General features: G+C 68.3%; 16 protein-coding genes. 7 read left to right on the forward strand and 9 right to left on the reverse strand.

Annotated features, from left to right (window positions below; translation table 11 throughout):
- Positions 1-42: 42 nt before the first annotated feature.
- Entirely contained in the window at positions 43-1,527 is a 1,485-nt protein-coding gene (gatA, locus tag G6N46_RS07770; protein WP_138248753.1) for an Asp-tRNA(Asn)/Glu-tRNA(Gln) amidotransferase subunit GatA, read from the reverse strand.
- The gene (gene gatC / locus G6N46_RS07775) at positions 1,524-1,823 is read right to left on the reverse strand and encodes an Asp-tRNA(Asn)/Glu-tRNA(Gln) amidotransferase subunit GatC (protein ID WP_138248752.1); all 300 of its coding nucleotides are present in this window, start codon (positions 1,821-1,823) and stop codon (positions 1,524-1,526) included. The genes gatA and gatC overlap by 4 nt, the downstream gene beginning before the upstream one ends.
- Before the next feature lie 113 nt (positions 1,824-1,936).
- Here gatC and G6N46_RS07780 point away from each other — a divergent pair, with 113 nt between their 5' ends.
- The 5 genes from G6N46_RS07780 to G6N46_RS07800 all read left to right on the forward strand — a co-directional run bounded on the left by G6N46_RS07780 (position 1,937) and on the right by G6N46_RS07800 (position 5,796).
- Positions 1,937-2,602, forward strand: a complete 666-nt coding sequence (locus G6N46_RS07780; RefSeq protein ID WP_138248751.1) for an ACT domain-containing protein — start codon at positions 1,937-1,939, stop codon at positions 2,600-2,602.
- A 92-nt stretch (positions 2,603-2,694) separates the two neighbouring features.
- Positions 2,695-3,306 (forward strand): DUF4178 domain-containing protein, encoded by a 612-nt coding sequence (locus tag G6N46_RS07785; RefSeq protein WP_138248750.1) that lies wholly within the window; start codon positions 2,695-2,697, stop codon positions 3,304-3,306.
- A 9-nt stretch (positions 3,307-3,315) separates the two neighbouring features.
- Positions 3,316-3,732, forward strand: a complete 417-nt coding sequence (locus G6N46_RS07790; protein WP_138248749.1) for a DUF4247 domain-containing protein — start codon at positions 3,316-3,318, stop codon at positions 3,730-3,732.
- 25 nt (positions 3,733-3,757) lie between these two features.
- Positions 3,758-4,216, forward strand: a complete 459-nt coding sequence (locus G6N46_RS07795; protein ID WP_138248748.1) for a DUF350 domain-containing protein — start codon at positions 3,758-3,760, stop codon at positions 4,214-4,216.
- The gene (locus G6N46_RS07800; protein WP_138248747.1) at positions 4,216-5,796 is read left to right on the forward strand and encodes a polyamine aminopropyltransferase; all 1,581 of its coding nucleotides are present in this window, start codon (positions 4,216-4,218) and stop codon (positions 5,794-5,796) included. The genes G6N46_RS07795 and G6N46_RS07800 overlap by 1 nt, the downstream gene beginning before the upstream one ends.
- Here G6N46_RS07800 and G6N46_RS07805 read toward each other — a convergent pair.
- The 3 genes from G6N46_RS07805 to G6N46_RS07815 are packed head-to-tail and all read right to left on the reverse strand — an operon-like array spanning position 5,787 to position 10,550.
- On the reverse strand, positions 5,787-6,452 hold the full coding sequence (locus G6N46_RS07805; RefSeq protein ID WP_138248746.1) for a hypothetical protein: 666 nt from the start codon (positions 6,450-6,452) through the stop codon (positions 5,787-5,789). The genes G6N46_RS07800 and G6N46_RS07805 overlap by 10 nt on opposite strands.
- A gap of 56 nt (positions 6,453-6,508) precedes the next feature.
- Positions 6,509-8,566, reverse strand: a complete 2,058-nt coding sequence (gene ligA / locus G6N46_RS07810; RefSeq protein ID WP_135356626.1) for an NAD-dependent DNA ligase LigA — start codon at positions 8,564-8,566, stop codon at positions 6,509-6,511.
- 28 nt (positions 8,567-8,594) lie between these two features.
- A complete protein-coding gene (locus G6N46_RS07815) occupies positions 8,595-10,550 on the reverse strand; it encodes an alkaline phosphatase family protein (RefSeq protein WP_138248745.1) in 1,956 nt (651 codons plus the stop codon).
- Positions 10,551-10,661: 111 nt separating this feature from the next.
- Between G6N46_RS07815 and G6N46_RS07820 the strand changes: the two genes are divergently transcribed.
- The gene (locus G6N46_RS07820) at positions 10,662-11,057 is read left to right on the forward strand and encodes an MmcQ/YjbR family DNA-binding protein (protein ID WP_061006785.1); all 396 of its coding nucleotides are present in this window, start codon (positions 10,662-10,664) and stop codon (positions 11,055-11,057) included.
- Here the strand turns inward: G6N46_RS07820 and G6N46_RS07825 are convergent.
- The 4 genes from G6N46_RS07825 to G6N46_RS07840 form a co-directional block, all read right to left on the reverse strand.
- Positions 11,035-11,676, reverse strand: a complete 642-nt coding sequence (locus G6N46_RS07825; protein WP_138248744.1) for a class I SAM-dependent DNA methyltransferase — start codon at positions 11,674-11,676, stop codon at positions 11,035-11,037. The two genes, G6N46_RS07820 and G6N46_RS07825, sit on opposite strands and share 23 nt — an antisense overlap.
- Positions 11,677-11,773: 97 nt before the next feature.
- Positions 11,774-13,177, reverse strand: a complete 1,404-nt coding sequence (locus tag G6N46_RS07830; RefSeq protein WP_163692641.1) for an HNH endonuclease signature motif containing protein — start codon at positions 13,175-13,177, stop codon at positions 11,774-11,776.
- Positions 13,178-13,317: 140 nt separating this feature from the next.
- Positions 13,318-14,643, reverse strand: a complete 1,326-nt coding sequence (locus G6N46_RS07835; RefSeq protein ID WP_061010209.1) for an ABC1 kinase family protein — start codon at positions 14,641-14,643, stop codon at positions 13,318-13,320.
- 42 nt (positions 14,644-14,685) lie between these two features.
- Positions 14,686-15,810: a M24 family metallopeptidase gene (locus G6N46_RS07840; RefSeq protein WP_138248743.1), complete on the reverse strand. Its 1,125-nt coding sequence runs from the start codon at positions 15,808-15,810 to the stop codon at positions 14,686-14,688.
- Between the two features lie 52 nt (positions 15,811-15,862).
- Between G6N46_RS07840 and G6N46_RS07845 the strand changes: the two genes are divergently transcribed.
- Positions 15,863-16,813 (forward strand): 5'-3' exonuclease, encoded by a 951-nt coding sequence (locus G6N46_RS07845; RefSeq protein WP_138248742.1) that lies wholly within the window; start codon positions 15,863-15,865, stop codon positions 16,811-16,813.
- Positions 16,814-16,861 lie beyond the last annotated feature (48 nt).

A 16,861-nucleotide genomic window follows, 5' to 3' on the forward strand; every position in this document is an offset into this window, starting at 1 on the left:
CTCGCGGGTTCTCGTTCTTGTTGAACGAGCGGCCGACTGCCGCTAGACGGCGGTCGGCAATGCGCCGCGCGCGGCTTCGTAGGCCGCGCCGACGCGGTACAGCCGGTCGTCGGCCAGCGCCGGCGCCATGATCTGCAGCCCGACCGGCAGGTTGTCGTCCGGCGACAGGCCCGACGGTACCGACATGCCACAGTGGCCGGCCAGGTTCAGCGGCAGCGTGCACAGGTCGAACAGGTACATCGCCAGCGGATCGTCGACCTTCTCGCCCAGCCCGAAAGCGGTGGTCGGGGTCGTCGGGGTGACGAGCACGTCGACCTTCTCGTACGCCTGGTCCAGGTCGCGGGCGATCAGGGTGCGCACGCGCTGGGCCTGGTTGTAGTAGGCGTCGTAGTAGCCCGAGGACAGGGCGTATGTGCCGATCATGATGCGGCGCTTGACTTCCGGACCGAAGCCGGCGGCGCGGGTCAGCGCCATGACCTCTTCGGCGCTGTGGGTGCCGTCGTCGCCGACGCGCAGGCCGTAGCGCATCGCGTCGAAGCGCGCGAGGTTCGAGGACACCTCGGACGGCAGGATCAGGTAGTAGGCCGCCAGCGAGTAGTCGAAGTGCGGGCAGTCGACCTCGGTGATCTCGGCACCGAGCTCGGTCAGCTGGTCCACCGCGGTGTTGAACGACGACAGCACGCCGGGCTGGTAGCCCTCGCCGGTGTGCAGCTGCTTGACCACACCGATCCGGACGCCCTTCAGGTCACCGGTGGCGCCGGCGCGGGCCGCACCCACGACGTCGGGCACAGCAGCGTCGACCGAGGTGGAATCGCGCGGGTCGTGGCCGGCGATCACCTGGTGCAACAGCGCGGTGTCGAGCACCGTGCGCGCGCATGGCCCGCCCTGGTCCAGCGACGACGCGCAGGCGATCAGGCCGTACCGCGAGACGGTGCCGTAGGTGGGCTTGACGCCGACGGTCGCGGTCAGCGCGGCGGGCTGACGGATCGAGCCACCGGTGTCGGTGCCGATCGCCAGCGGGGCCTGGAACGCCGCGAGCGCGGCGGCGCTACCGCCACCGGAACCACCCGGAACCCGGTTGACGTCCCAGGGGTTGCGGGTCGGGCCGTAGGCCGAGTTCTCGGTGGACGACCCCATGGCGAACTCGTCCATGTTGGTCTTGCCGAGGATCGGGATGCCGGCCGCGCGCAGCCGCGCGGTGACGGTCGCGTCGTACGGCGACCGCCAGCCCTCCAGGATCTTCGAGCCGGCCGTCGTCGGCGCGTCAGTGGTCGTGAAAACGTCCTTGAGCGCCAACGGAACTCCGGCGAGCGGCGATGCCAGCGGCTCACCGGCTGCCACCTGCTTGTCGACGGCGGCGGCAGCGGCGAGCGCCTCCTGGGCGCCCACGTGCAGGAAGGCGTGGTAGGTCTCGTCGGTGGCGGCGATCTGGTCCAGGTGCGCCTGGGTGACCTCGGTGGCCGACACGTCGCCGGCGGCGATCTTCTCGCCGAGCGTGGCCGCGTCGAAACGGATCAGGTCACTCACTCTGCTTCTCCCAAGATGCGGGGCACGGCGAACCGGCCCTCCTCGGCCCGCGGGGCCTCCGCCAGCGCCTGATCCTGCGCCAGGCTGGGCGCCTCGACGTCGGGCCGGGTGATGTTGACCTCTTTGAGCGGATTGCCGGTCGCCTCGATACCGGTGACGTCGACGGCCTGAATCTTGCCGACGTGCGCCAGGATGGCATCGAGCTGGCCTGCGAAACTGTCCAGCTCACCCTCGGTCAGGGCGAGCCGGGCCAGATTCGCCAGATGGGCGACATCGTCCCGGGAAATCTTCGACACGTCTAAACACCCTAGTGGGAGGCAACGCGGGCGCAGCCACGGGGAATGTATTCGTGACACGCGCCGCACCTGCCCGTCCTGCCATGGCCACGCCGCTGTGCCACAGTTGTCGCGTGTCCTCCTATCTGCTGCGGGTTCAGCTCGAAGACCGCCCCGGTAGCCTCGGCTCCCTCGCGGTGGCTCTGGGCTCGGTGGGCGCCGACATCCTGTCGCTCGACGTCGTCGAGCGCGGTCCGGGTTACGCCGTCGACGACCTGGTGGTCGAGCTGCCGCTCGGGTCCATGCCCGATGCCCTGATCACCGCCGCGGAGGCCCTCAAGGGCGTGTACGTGGACAGCATTCGGCCCCACACCGGGCTGCTCGAAGCCCATCGCGAACTGGAACTGATCGACCATGTGGCGGCCGCCAAGGGCAAGGCCGCGCGGCTCCAGACACTTGCCGACGAAGCGCCGCGCGTGCTGCGGGTCGGGTGGTGCGTCATCGTGGCCGGCGGCAAGGACGGTGTGCTGCCCCACCGCATCACCGGCAGCCCGGGTGCGCCCGAGACGCTCGCCGACTCCGCGCCGTGGCTGCCGCTGGAGCACGCCGCTGCCCTGGACGCCACCGGCGACTGGGTACCGCAGTTCTGGCGCGACATCGACACCACCCTGGCCGCCGCACCGTTGGGCGACCCCCACACCGCGATCATGCTGGGCCGCCCCGGCGGGCCGGCCTTCCGCCCGTCGGAGGTCGCGCGGCTCGGATACCTCGCGGGCATCGTCGCGACCATCGTGCGCTGACCGTCTCGTTCACAGCCACTTCACCTGCGCGAATGCGGTTGCGGAAGGGCCGAGACTGCTAGCGTGAGCCCACATCTCACTGGAGGGCACACGTGAGCACTTTCCTGATCGTCGTCGGCGTCCTGCTCATGATCGCCGCGGTCGTCGTCGTGGTGCTCGCCTTCACCCGGGCCAAGAAGCCCGCAACCACCGGCGCCCGCCAGGACCCGCTGAAGTCCGGTGAGATGCCGGTCTTCGGACCCAAGCAGCTCGGCCCCGGGGCGATCGTCAGCTACGGCGGCGTCGACTACGTGGTGCGCGGCTCGGTGACCTATCGCGAAGGGCCGTTCATCTGGTGGGAACACCTGCTGGAAGGCGGTCAGGGCGAACCGATCTGGTTCAGCGTCGAAGAGGACGAGGGACGGCTGGAACTCGCGTTCTGGACCAAGCGACCCGACCTGGCGCTGCAGCCCATCGGTCCGCTCACCATCGACGGGGTGCAGTACGACGAGGTCGAGACCGGTGACGCCCAGTACACCTCCGAGGGCACGACGGGCCTGCCCGAGCACGGCCAGATGAACTACGTCGACTACGCCGGCCCCGGCCGCGCCGCCCTGCTGAGTTTCGAGCAGTGGTCGCCGAACTCGCCGTGGGAGGTGTCGACCGGCAAGGTCATGTCGCCCGGTGAGCTCACGGTGTATCCCGCTCCCCCCGCCGGCTCGTAGGTCGGTGCCATGACCCGGGGCAAGATGCTGATTCTCGCCGGGGTGCTCGCGGTCGCGTCGGTGATCTGCCTGGCGATCGGCATCAGCACCGCCCGCACCATCGAGTCATTCGTCAAAGACAACTATCAGAACGTCGGCTACAACACCTACCGGTGCGACGGGTCACCGAGCGACGTGGCCGACGACCTCGCCGAGGCACATCGACCGGAGGCGCGCGCCACCGATCGCGGCAACTACTACCTGCGGTACAACGACTCCATCGCCATCGTGGGCCCGGGCTCCGGACAGGCGTGCACTGTCCGGCTGGAGAGCCTCAACTCGGGTTACAACCACGGCAGCTACTTCTTCCTTGGCCCGGGTTTCAGCCCGGGTTCGCCGTCGCACAGTTCCGGCGGCAGCTCGGGCGGACCGGGCGGCGTCAAGTGACCACATCAATTCCGAGGAGACTCCGATGAACCTGGCCGCCATCGACTTCGGCACCGTCCACACCGACGCGATCATCCAGAACGTGGTCGGCTCGGTGCTGTACTTCCTGGTGGGGGCGCTGGTGCTGGCCGCCGGCTTCGTCATGGTCGATGTGCTGACCCCGGGCAAGCTGCGCCGTCAGGTCTTCGTCGAGCGTCGGCCCAACGCGGTGACGATCACCGCGGCGATGGACGTCTCGCTGGCCGCCATCATCATCACCGCGATTCACGCCAGCTCCGACCGGCTCGGGCAGGGGCTGATCGACACGCTGATCTACGGGCTGATCGGCGTCGCGCTGCAGGGCCTGGCCCTCGTGGCGGTGGAGTTGTTGGCGCCCGGGCACTTCCGCAACGACATCCACGCCGAGGAGTTCCATCCCGCCGCTGTTGCCGTCGCGGTGGTGCTGCTGGCGGTCGGTGGTATCAACGCCGCCGCGCTCACCTGATGGTCACCGAGGCCCCGGCGGCCCTCCCGGATCCCTCACCGGTAGTCGGAACCCGTTGGCGCGCGCTGCTTCTGGCGGCCGTCGCGGCGTGCGCAGCGTGCGGCATCGTCTATGAGCTTGCACTGCTGACACTCTCGACAAGCCTCAACGGCGGCGGCGTCGTGTCGACGTCGCTGATCGTCGCGGGCTACGTGGCGGCCCTGGGCGTGGGTGGGCTGTTGGCCAAAGCGCTGCTGGCGCGTGCGGCCATCAGTTTCATCGCGGTGGAGACGGCGCTGGGTGTGGTGGGTGGCCTGTCCGCAACGGTGCTCTACGTGACGTTCGCGTTCCTCGGCGACTCGGACTGGGTGCTCGGCGTCGCGACGGCGCTCATCGGCGGGCTGGTCGGCGCGGAAGTGCCACTGTTGATGACGCTGCTGCAGCGTGGCCGGGTCGCCGGGGCCACCGACGCCGGCCGGGTGCTGGCCAACCTCAATGCCGCCGACTATCTGGGCGCCCTGCTGGGCGGCTTGGCGTGGCCGTTCCTGGTGTTGCCGTATCTGGGCATGATCCGCGGCGCGGCGGCCACCGGGATGATCAATTTGGCTGCCGCAGCGGTGGTTTCGGTGTTCCTGCTGCGCCGCATCCTGAGCCGGCGGGAATTCGTCGCCGCGCTGAGCGCCCTGGTGCTGGCGTTCGCTCTACTGGCGACGCTGATGGCGTCCGCAGACGGTATCGAGACGACGTCACGACAGCGGTTGTACGCCGACCCGATCGTGGCCTACCAGCATTCGGCCTATCAGGAGATCGTGGTGACCCGCCGCGGCGACGACACCCGGCTGTATCTCGATGGCGGACTGCAGTTCTCGACGCGCGACGAGTACCGCTACACCGAATCTCTGGTGTACCCGGCGTTGGGCGCGGGTGCGCGGTCGGTGCTGGTGATCGGCGGCGGTGACGGCCTGGCGGCGCGGGAACTGTTGCGCCAGAAGGGCATCGACCGGCTCGTCCAGGTCGAGCTCGATCCGGCGGTGGTGGCGGTGGCACGGACCAAGCTGCGTGACGCCAACGCCGGCGCGCTCGACGATCACCGCATCCGGCTGATCCTCGATGACGCCATGACGTGGCTGCGGGTGCCACATCCGGACGTCGTACCGCCAGGCGGATTCGACGCCGTCATCGTCGACCTGCCCGACCCAGACAACCCGGTGCTCGGCCGGTTGTACTCCACCGAGTTCTACAGCCTCGCCGCCCGGGTCCTGGCACCCCAGGGCCTGCTGGTGGTGCAGTCCGGCAGCCCCTACTCGACGCCGACGGTGTTCTGGCGCACGGTATCGACCATCGCGTCGACGGGGCTGGCGGTGACGCCGTACCACGTCGAGGTGCCGACGTTCGGTGACTGGGGTTTCACGCTGGCCCGCCGGGGTCCCCTGCCACCCGCGCCGGTGGTGCCCAAAGACGCTCCGCCGCTTCGGTTCCTGAATCAGCAGGTGCTCGACGCCGCCACGGTGTTCGCGCCCGACACGGCGCCGCAGCACCTGCCGCCGTCGACGCTGGAGCACCCGTTGATCGTTGATGACATGCGGCGCGGTTACCGGTAGCGCACCGAGCCGACGAGAACAGCGGTCAGCACCGCACTGACCGCGGGCCGAGCCAAGCCGAGTCCGCCGGCCGCACTCGCGTTGGTCAGCAGGAACGCCACCGCGGCACCCAGTGGCCGGGTCAGGACGAAACAGCCCCAGAAACCCACCGTCGTCGCCCCACCGAGCCGACGGCACGCCAACACGACCGCGGCGACGGCGACGGCCCACAGCAGGAGCTGCAGCACCGGGTACGCCAAGATGGGGCGCGGCGTCAGGTGGGTCAGTGCAGTGCCGATGCCGAAGGCCACCAACGCAATTGCCCAGAACCAGCCTTCGGAGCGGCGGCTGCAGACAGCGATCAGCGAGGCGATTCCCATCGTGGCATGGCCGGCCGCAACCAGCCCCGCCCCACCGATGAGGCACACGACGGCGATTGCCGCGTACCCCAGACCCAGCGCGATGTGCAGCCCGTTCGCGATCTCGGTGCCGACGGCACTGGCGGCCAGCATGGCGCACCAGAACGCCCACGGCCGCAATCGGTCACCGCGCAGCTGAATCATGAGCACTGTTGCCAACGCCGCGACGAGGAGCGTCGTCGCGATCCAGCGGCCCAGGTGGTCGTACAGGTAATCCGGCCAGAACACCGATGCCGCGGTGATCAATGTCTTGCTCACCCAGAATCGCGTGCTGATTTCCGGGATTCTGCGAGACACCGGCGCCGCCATCGAGCTCAGAGCGCGTCCGGCCCCTCCGCCAGCAACCGCCGGAAGCCGTCTTCGTCGAGAATCGGCACGCCGAGTTCAACGGCCTTGTCGTACTTGGATCCTGGCGCGTCGCCGGCCACCACGTAGGCCGTCTTCTTCGACACCGACCCGGCCGCCTTGCCGCCGCGGACCAGGATCGCCTCCTTGGCCTCGTCCCGCGAGAACCCCGTCAGCGAGCCCGTCACCACGATCGACAGGCCCTCCAGGTTCCGCTCGATGCTTGCGTCGCGTTCGTCGGCCATCCGCACGCCCGCGGCCCGCCATTTGTCGACGATGGCGCGGTGCCAGTCGACGGTGAACCAGTCGATCACGGCGGCGGCGATGGTCGGTCCGACGCCCTCGACAGCCGCCAGGCGTTCCTCGGAGGCTTCGGTGATCGCTTGCAGATCACCGAATTCCGCGGCCAGCGCCCGGGCCGCCGTCGGGCCGACGTGCCGGATGGACAGCGCCACCAGCACGCGCCACAGCGGCTGCTGCTTGGCCTTGCCGAGGTTGGCCAGCAGCCGGGCGCCGTTGGCCGAGAGCTCACCCTTCTGGGTCTTGAACAGGTTGGTGCGCAACAGCTCGTCGGCCGTGAGCTCGAAGATGTCGCCCTCATCGGTGATGACGCCGGCGGCCAGCAGCGCGGTGGCCGCCTCGTAGCCGAGGCCCTCGATATCGAAGGCACCCCGACCCGCGACGTGGAACACCCGCTCGCGCAGCTGCGCGGGGCACGACCGGGTGTTGGGGCAACGGATGTCGGCGTCACCCTCCTTCGACGGCGCCAGCGTGCTGCCACACTCCGGACATGTTGCGGGCATGACGAATTCGCGTTCGGTGCCGTCCCGCAGATCGACGACCGGGCCGAGCACCTCGGGGATGACGTCGCCGGCCTTGCGGATCACCACGGTGTCGCCGATCAGCACGCCCTTGCGCTTCACCTCGGTGGCGTTGTGCAGCGTCGCGAGCCCGACCGTCGACCCCGCCACGGTGACGGGCTCCATGTACGCGAACGGCGTGACGCGGCCGGTGCGGCCCACACTCACGCGGATGTCGAGCAGCTTGGTGGTGACTTCCTCGGGCGGATACTTGTAGGCGATGGCCCACCGCGGCGCGCGGCTGGTGGCGCCGAGGCGTCGCTGCAGCGTGCGGTCGTCCAATTTGACCACCAGACCGTCGATTTCGTGATCGACGTCGTGGCGGTGCTCGCCCCAGTACGCGACGCGTTCGGCAACCGCCGCGATGCCGGTGACGCGGGTGGTGTGGTCGGACACCGGCAGGCCCCAGGCCTTGAGTGCGCGGTAGGCGTCGTGCAGCGACGCGGGCTCGAAGCCTTCGGTGAGGCCCAGGCCATGGCAGATCATGTGCAGCCGGCGACGCGCGGTGACGGCCGGATTCTTCTGCCGCAACGACCCGGCGGCGCTGTTGCGCGGATTGGCGAACGGCGCCTTGCCCTCCTCGACGAGGCTGGCGTTGAGCGCGGCGAAATCCTCGACGCGGAAGTACACCTCGCCGCGGACCTCCAGCACCGCCGGCACCGGGAATTCGTCGGTGCCCGTCAGCTGCTCGGGGACGTCGGTGATGGTGCGGGCGTTGAGCGTGACGTCCTCACCGGTGCGGCCGTCGCCGCGCGTGGCGCCGCGGACCAGCTTGCCGTCGCGGTAGACCAGCGCCAGCGCGACACCGTCGACCTTGAGTTCGCAGAGGTACTCGAGATCGCCGCCCAGCTCGTTGGACAGCCGGGCCGCCCAGGCCGTCAGCTCGTCGGTGTTGAACGCGTTGTCGAGCGACAGCATCCGCTCCAGGTGCTGCGCCTCGCCGAACTCGGTCGCGAACCCGGCGCCGCCGACCAGCTGCGTCGGCGAATCCGGCGTCCGCAGCTCGGGGTACCGCTCTTCGATCTCCTGCAGTTCACCCAGCAGCTTGTCGAACTCACCGTCGGAGATGATCGGTGCGTCCTTGACGTAGTAGCGGAACTGGTGACCGCGGACCTCCTCGGCCAGTTCCTGCCATTGCCGGCGCACGTCGGGATCGGGTGAGCTCACTCGGTAAGGCTAGCGAAGGGCTGTGACATCAGGCCGCGATGATCCCCGCCGACGTCCCGCACGCCACCAGGACCGTGCAGGCAGCCACTGGCGCGGGATCCTCGGTACCGACCAGCGGCGGCAGCGGCGGCATGAAGATCGGCACGAGGCCGGCCCCCGTGACCCCGGTCAGCCTGGCGACGACCTGCGCGACGGCGTTCGTCGCCGCGTAGGTCAGGCTCCCGACCAGCTGCACGGGCAACGTCATCGCCTGTGCCAGCGGGCTGATGACGAAAATGTGTTGCGCCGCGATCGACTCCAGTTGCGCCGTCACCGCATCGAACCCTTGATTGAGGAAGTAGGGCACGGACGCGAAGACCGTCCGGATGCCGAGTTTCAGATCGGTGCCGATGTCGGGGTATCCGTACTTGCCGATGACATCCAGCACCGCGGCTCGCAGCGCGGCGTCGTCGTCGATCGGTGTGACCGTGCTGCCGCCCAGGTTGGTGATCGAGACACCGTCGGACTTGGGCGCGGGGGTGCCGCCGAACAACGTCACCACCGTCGGCGTGACGTCGACGATCTGGTACTTCAGGTTGACCCCACCGGCCGTGAACAGATTCGGGTTGTTGGCGATGACGAAAGTCGATGTCTCATTGGGTGATTGGAAACCGTGACCGAGGCCCTTACTGGCCTGGTGACCGTGATCGGTGACGACGATGACGGTCCACTGCTCCCCGGTCGCGGCTTCCCAGTCATTGACCTGCTGCATGATCTCGCCGATGTTCTGGTCGACATTGCGCACCGCGTCGGCGTACTGCTGGGACGCGCCACCGTAGTTGTGCCCGTTCTCGTCGACTCCGACGAAGTAGCTGAACACGAAGTTCGGCTTGTTCGGGTCGGCGGCGGCGATCGCGGCCTCGGTCGCGTCGCCGACGGCGTCGTCGGTGAGTGACCAGTCGGAGTCACCCGCGATGTGCGAGATGTTGACGACGTGGTCGGCGCCCACCGAGCCCGACACGGCGATGGCCGAGATGACGTCCCAATTCGCGATGGCCGTGGTCTGGATACCGGGGTTGAAGGTCTCGAGCTGGTTGAAAACCGTGGGCCACGTGTCGTAGACGGCCGGATTGAAGATGTTGTTGATGACGCCGGTCTTCTCACCCCAGACGCCGGTCAGGATGGCGGTCCACGACGGATTGCTGATCGTGGTGTGCCCGACGATGCTCGCGGGCGCCGTGGTGCCGCCCTGCATCAGTTCGAAGAAGTGGGCGTTGGCCGGGTCCGCCAGCACCCGGCTCAGGTTGGTGCCGTCGACGCCGATCACCAGCACGTTGGGCGTGGTATCGGCGAGCGTCGAAACCGGCTGCGGTGCAACGGCACTGGTGGGCTTGAGCGTCTTGCGTTCGAGTTCATCGCGCACCGCAGCCAGGGCCACCAGCACCGATGTCGAGCTGAGCGGCGATACCGGCGCCTGAAGCGAACGCAGGGCCCTGGTGAGTTTCGCGATCGGTGTGGTGGACACCGCGGCCACCTTGACGGTCGGCTGTGCGGCGCTCGCCTGCGCCGCGACGGCCGTGACCGTCGGAGTCGCCACGGACTTGGCCGGAACCGCGGCCGTGACGCGCGGCAGGCTCACCCGGGGTGCTGCCTCATCCGCTTTGTCTGCCTTGCCGTTGTCGACCTTTCCCTTGTCGGGTTTGTCAGCGGCGGCGGCCTTCTGAACCTTCTTGTCGGGCTTGTCGGCCGTGTCCTTGCCAGCCTTGTCCTTGTCGGCCTTGTCCGCGTGCTTGTTGGATTTCGGCTTCGGCTTGGCCGGTTTGCGCTGCTTCTTCTCCGGAGCGCCCGACGGCGTGCCAGCCGACTGGGATGACGTCGTCGTCCCGGCGGCACCTGCGGTGGTGTCGGCCCACGCCGGGCAGTCACCCCACCCCGCGAGCGCGGTACCGATCCCGAGTGCGACCGCCAGTCCCCCGACCCGACCAATGCATCTTCCCGCTGTCATCCGGAATGTATAACGCGCGACAATTATCGGCCGCACAGGAATCGCGAACCTGACACACAGTCATCCCGAAGGTTGGACACCCGCCGCCCCGCCGCGCGTTACCGTGGCAACGTGCCGCATCCGATCATGTTCGACGATGACGACCCCGGCCTGGCAGAGCTGCGCGCGGTCGCACTGGGCTTCCCCGAGGCCTTCGAGAAGGTGTCGTGGGGCCGGCCGGTGTTCTGCGCGCCCAAGATGTTCGCGATGTACGGCGGCAATTCGAAGACGACGGGCGAGATGGTCGCTTACCCGCATTCTCTACTGGTCAAGGTTGACGAGTCCGACCGCGCAGCACTGGAACAGGATTCGCGGTTCTACTATCCCGCCTACATGGGTCCGTCCGGCTGGCTCGGGCTGGATTTCACCGCGGCGAAGGTCGACTGGCACGAGGTCCGGGAGCTGCTCGATGCGTCGTTCCGGCTGGTCGCGCCGAAGCGATTGATCAAGCTACTCGACGCGCAATGAGGTAGGCCTGCGGCGTGGATTCGGCTCCGTCGTCGTCAGGTTGCCGGACCAGTTCGGCGTAGAGGCGAAAACCATTGCTCGACAACAGGTCTGTGACCACCTCCGGCCGACGACGGATGAACGTCAAGTTCACGGCCTCGCCATCGAAGTCCGTCAGCACCCGCGGCTCGTCCCCGACCTGGAACGCCAACAGCAGCACACCGTCCGCCGCGAGCACCCGGTGGAACTCGGCGAAGACCCGCGGCAGGTGCGCGTCCGGTACGTGGATGATCGAGTACCAGGCACAGAGCCCGCCGACGCTGCCTTCGGCCACGTCGAGGTCGAGCATCGAACCGACGCGAAACGGCAGACCCGGATTGTGCTGCCGCGCCTGCGCGATCATGTTGGGCGACAGATCGATTCCCGTGACGTCGAGGCCGGCCGCCGCGAGTGCTGCGGTGGCCACCCCGGTTCCGCAGCCCACGTCCAGCACCCTGCTTCCTCGGCCCACCAGTTCAGCGAAGGCACCGATCATGGCGCGGTCCAACGGCCTGTCATCGAGATGGCTTTGGAAGCGGGCGACGTAGTGTGCCGCCGCACGGTCGTAGCCGTCGCGCGTCAAGGCCACAAAATCAGGCATCGGCCAACCGTACGCGGGCCCGGCGACACGGCGATTGGACGCGTGGCTTCCGCAGCGCGACCTGGTGTCGTGCTGCCGGGCAGCATGGGGCGCCGAATCACCCTGCGGTCCTGTCTGTTTCACCCTCGTCGTCTCCACTCTCGGGCGGGTAGAGCGTCGGGTGGTGATACTCATTCGTCCTAGGTTGGCCGACATCGAGCAGTGGTGGTGGGGTCCAGTGGGTTCTGCCGTCGGGGCCCATGGTGGTGCTCCAGCCGCCGGTGTCGACCAGGCGGTTGTCGCGGCCGCAGGCCAGGGTCATGGTGTCGACGTTGGTCAGGCCGTCATCGCGCCAGTTGGTGACGTGATGGGCCTGGCTGCGGGAAGCGGGGGCGGTGCAGTTCGGGCGGGTGCAGCCGTGGTCCCGCCCGAACAACGCCAACCGCTGCGCGGTGCTGGCGGTTCTGGCCGCCCGGCCCAGATAGAGGGGTTGGCCGGTGTGCTCATCGAACACGGCGAGGTAGTTATCCGAGCCCTGAGCGGCCATCCGGATCAGGTCTTTGATGGGGAGTTTGGTCCCGGTGTGCGTGAGCGCCATCCCGGCACGCTTTTCCAGGTCGGTGACGGTGCAGTTGGCGACCACCGCGACGGGGAACCCGTTGTGCACCCCCGACATCCCGGTGGCGAGCATCATCCGGCCCACGAACGTGAACGCGTCGTACTGGCGCTGCGCCAGGGTGCGGGTATCCGCATCGATCTGCTCCTGCGTCGGGGTACCCGAGTAGCAGGGGTGTGGGTCGGCGGGGTTGCACATGCCGGGGGCGGCGTACTTGTCGAACAACACCTCCCAGTAGGCCCGCCCTTCAGGGTCGAGTTGGGCGGTCACGTCGGTGCGGCCGTCGGGCCGCTGCTTACCCATGACAAACGAGCGTTGCGGGTCGGGCTCGTCGTCGTTGGGTTCGGGGCCGTCCTGATCCAACTCGTACAAAAGTTTCTGCGCGGCGCGTCGGAGGTCCTCGGGGGTTTTGACCCTCGCATCGGCCACCAGATCCGCCTCACACTGGGCGACGGTGATCGGGTCGGCCGCCCACAACGGCAGCTTGCCGAAGAACCAGGTGATCACCTGCACGTGCTCGGCATTGATCGCACCGTCAGCCAGGGTGGCGGCGACCAGCTCCCACACCGGCCCGAGCGGCTCCCCGGTGATGGCCGAGCGCGGACCCAGCTGGTCGCAGTCCCGCACCCGCCGGCGGGCCTCCTCCCGGCTGACCCGCAACCGCACATGCAACACCTCCGGCCAATCCTTCGCCCCGATCTCCTTGGCCGTCGCCTGCGTCTGTGCCGCGGCCAGGATCCGGTGATCGACCGCCTCAGCCGCGCACCTCAACGTTTCCCGTCGGGACTGCAACGCCAACAATGTCGGCACATCCAGACCGGTGTAGTCCAGGGCTGCGAGCCGGGCCTGCGCCGCCTCGTAGGCGGCGTAGGCCTCCTCGATGACGGCCGGATCAGCGAATCCCATACATCGAACACTAGTTCGAACCACTGACAAGAAACCGCAGTTTGGGACGCCTGTGCCGAAAGTGACTGATGAGGTCAAACATGTTGCCCAGCAGGATGTTCTGCCCGCCGAGAAACTCCGAAGCTACCGCCCCGAACTCGTCAGTCCTCGCGGAACCCGGGCACCCATTTGTCGACGATATCGGCGTAGTTGATGGTCGCGTCGAGCTGTGCGGCGATGCCGAGCAGACCGCCGAGCACCCGGAACATCATCAGGTAGTTGGGCGGCAGGTTCAGTTGGCGGCTGGTCTTGAACGTGGCGGCGAACTGCTCGCTGCGGATGTCTGCCGCAGTGGCGGCGATGCCCTGCAGCCACTTGCGGCTGAAGTGGAAACTCTTGTGCCGCAACGGTTCGATGTACGGCAGCAGGTAGGCGTTGATCTCCTCGTGCGACACCGTGGCACCCGGTGGGATGAAGCCTTCCTCCCGGAGGTAGGCCGTCATCTCCTCCCACTTCTCATCGCGCGCGAGCCGCAGGATGGGGCCGGTGGCGCGCGGCAGGCCGCCCTCGTGGACCGCCACGGCACCGAAGTCCATGACACCGAACCGGCCGTCGTCGAGCAGCATGAAATTGCCGGGATGCGTGTCCACATGCAGCAGCCCGCAGCGATAGGGGGCGCTGATGGTGACCTCGAGCAACAGGTGCGCGCACCGGTTGCGTTCGTCTTCGGTGCCGCCCGCGATGATCTCGGAGAGCTTGCGGCCCTCCATCCATTCGGTGATGACGACCTTTGGTGACGATGCGACGACCGCCGGCACATAGAACTGCGGATCCCCCGCGAAAGCCTTGGCGAACGCGCGCTGATAGTCCGCCTCGATGCGGTAGTTCAGCTCTTCCTCGGTGCGCTCGATGAGCTCGTCGATGATGCTCTTGACGTCGGCGCCCGGAACCACCTGCTTGAACAGCGTGGTGAGCATGCGCAGCGTCTTGAGGTCGGCGCGCACGGCCTCATCGGCACCCGGGTACTGCACCTTGACCGCGACGCGGCGGCCGTCGCCCCACACCGCGCTGTGCACCTGCCCGATGCTCGCGGAGGCGACGGGCGTGTCGTCGAAAGACTGGAACCGCTCGCGCCACTTGGTGCCCAGCTGGGCGTCGAGCACGCGGTGCACCTTGTCGGCGGGCAGTGGCGGGGCGTCGCTCTGAAGTTTGGTCAGGGCTTCGCGGTAGGGCTCGGCATACGCCGGTGGGATGGCGGCCTCCATGACCGAAAGCGCTTGTCCCAGCTTCATGGCCGCGCCCTTGAGCTCCCCCAGCACCTGGAAGAGCTGCTCGGCGGCCTTCTCGACGAGCTCGGCGTTGACGTCCTCTTTCGACTTGCCGGCCATGCGCTTGCCGACGCCCAGGACGGCGCGACCTGCGATCCCGGCAGGAAGGGTTGCCAGCTTGGCGGCACGTCCCGTGCGGCCACGGCGGATTTCAGCCATGGCCTCGATCTTGGCTTTCTTAGCCGATCTTGACAACAGCCGCTACGAAACCGGGACAACCACCAGCTCGTGCGGCTGGTTGTTCATCGATACGCAGCCGTCGTCGGTGACGACGACGATGTCCTCGATCCGGGCGCCCCACTGCCCCGCGAAGTACACACCGGGCTCGACGCTGAACGCCATGCCCGGCTCCAGCGTCAAACCGTTGCCCGCCACGATGTACGGCTCCTCGTGGACCGACAGGCCGATGCCGTGACCGGTGCGGTGCACGAACACCTCGGCCAGCCCCTCGGCGGCCAGCACGTCGCGGGCCGCGGCGTCGATCTGCTCGGCGGTCATCCCGGGCCGGACGGCGGCCACCGCCGCCGCCTGCGCCCGCTGCAGCACCGAATACTGTTGCGCCACCACGGGATCGGGCTCGCCGATGCTGTAGGTCCTGGTGCAGTCGGAGTTGTAGCCGGGCTCGACGGGCCCGCCGATGTCGACGACGACGATGTCACCGACCTGCAGTTCGCGGTCGGAGCATTCGTGGTGCGGGTCCGCCCCGTTGGGACCGGAGCCGACGATGATGAACGCCACCTCCGAATGACCTTCGGCCACAATAGCTTCCGCGATGTCCGCGGAAACGTCGGCCTCGGTACGTCCCGGCTTCAGGAACTCGGGCACCCGCGCGTGGACGCGGTCGATGGCCGCGCCGGCCTTAGTCAGGGCGTCGATCTCGCTGGGGTCCTTGATCATTCGCAACTGCCGCAGCACATCGGTGGCCAGCACCGGCACCGCGCCGAGGACCGACGCCAGCGGCAGCAGGTGCAGGGCCGGCATGGCATCGGTGACCGCGACCGTGCTGCCCGGCAGCGCCGCGGCCACCAACGCGTAGGGATCGTCCCCGTCGACCCAATCCTCAACCGTCAGGCCCAGTTCCAGGATCGCCGACTCCTTCAGCGACGCCAATTCCAGCCGCGGCACCACGACCGTCGGCGTCGAACCGTCGGCCGGCACCACGAGTGCCGTCAACCGCTCGAAGGTCTGTGCGCGCGACCCCACCAGGTACCGGAGGTCGTACCCCGGAGTGATGACCAGCCCGGCCAGGCCGGCGGCATGGGCAGCCGCGGCGGCCGAGCGCAGACGCGCGGCATAGACGTCGGTGTTGAATCGCGCTGAGCTCATGGCAATAGGCTAGTGCGATGCTGACCGACATCCGTGACAGGCGGGCCCGAGCATGAGCCAGCCGATCCTGCTCCTCGACGGCGCCAGCATGTGGTTCCGGTCGTACTTCGGGGTGCCGTCCTCGATCACCGCGCCCGACGGCCGCCCCGTCAACGCGGTCCGCGGTTTCATCGACAACATCGCGGCCCTGGTCACCCAGCACCGTCCCGGCCGCCTGGTGGTGTGCCTCGACCTCGATTGGCGGCCGCAGTGGCGCGTCGACCTGATCCCGTCCTACAAGGCGCACCGGGTTCTCGAGGAGAACCCCGACGGCGAGCCCGACATCGAGGAAGTGCCCGACGATCTGACACCGCAGGTCGCGATGATCATGGAGCTGCTCGACGCGTTCGGCATCGCCACGGCGGGCGCCGCGGGTTTCGAGGCGGACGACGTGCTCGGCACGCTGGCGACCCGGGAACAGACCGACCCCGCGATCGTGGTCAGCGGCGACCGCGACCTGCTGCAGCTGGCCAGTGATGACGGACCTGGAATCAGGGTGTTCTATATCGGTCGCGGCCTGGCCAAGGCGGTGCTGTACGGGCCGGCCGAGGTCGCCGAGACCTATGGCGTCCCGCTCGACCGCGCCGGTGCGGCATATGCCGAACTCGCCCTGATGCGCGGCGATGCGTCCGACGGTCTGCCGGGCGTGGCCGGCATCGGTGAGAAGACCGCGTCGACGCTGCTGCAGACCTACGGTTCGCTGGCTGCGATCGAGGCGGCCGCGCAGGACCCGACGTCCAAAATGGCTGCGGCGCAACGTAAGAAGCTGCTGGCCGCAGCGGACTACATCACGGCCGCGCTGCCCGTCGTCCTCGTCGCGACCGATGCGCCGGTGTCCCTGTCGACAGCGTCCGACGCGCTGCCGCTCGCCGCGCGCAACCCACAGCGCGTGGCCGACCTGGCCGGCAAATACGGCGTCACAAATTCCATCGCGCGGCTGCAGAAGGCGCTCGACAAGCTGTAGTCACCAAACGCAGAACTGCCCCTTTCCGAGGAAAAGGGGCAGTTCTGG

Source organism: Mycolicibacterium phocaicum, from assembly GCF_010731115.1.
Classification (GTDB): Bacteria; Actinomycetota; Actinomycetes; order Mycobacteriales; family Mycobacteriaceae; genus Mycobacterium; species Mycobacterium phocaicum.

Excerpts from the sequence above, each read along its gene's own strand:
- G6N46_RS07795 (WP_138248748.1), top strand. The coding sequence starts at position 3,758 with ATGAACCTGGCCGCCATCGACTTCGGCACCGTCCACACCGACGCGATC.
- G6N46_RS07830 (WP_163692641.1), bottom strand. The coding sequence starts at position 13,177 with ATGGGATTCGCTGATCCGGCCGTCATCGAGGAGGCCTACGCCGCCTAC.
- G6N46_RS07825 (WP_138248744.1), bottom strand. The coding sequence starts at position 11,676 with ATGCCTGATTTTGTGGCCTTGACGCGCGACGGCTACGACCGTGCGGCG.
- G6N46_RS07815 (WP_138248745.1), bottom strand. The coding sequence starts at position 10,550 with ATGACAGCGGGAAGATGCATTGGTCGGGTCGGGGGACTGGCGGTCGCA.
- G6N46_RS07800 (WP_138248747.1), top strand. The coding sequence starts at position 4,216 with ATGGTCACCGAGGCCCCGGCGGCCCTCCCGGATCCCTCACCGGTAGTC.
- G6N46_RS07790 (WP_138248749.1), top strand. The coding sequence starts at position 3,316 with ATGACCCGGGGCAAGATGCTGATTCTCGCCGGGGTGCTCGCGGTCGCG.
- G6N46_RS07840 (WP_138248743.1), bottom strand. The coding sequence starts at position 15,810 with ATGAGCTCAGCGCGATTCAACACCGACGTCTATGCCGCGCGTCTGCGC.
- G6N46_RS07845 (WP_138248742.1), top strand. The coding sequence starts at position 15,863 with ATGAGCCAGCCGATCCTGCTCCTCGACGGCGCCAGCATGTGGTTCCGG.
- G6N46_RS07835 (WP_061010209.1), bottom strand. The coding sequence starts at position 14,643 with ATGGCTGAAATCCGCCGTGGCCGCACGGGACGTGCCGCCAAGCTGGCA.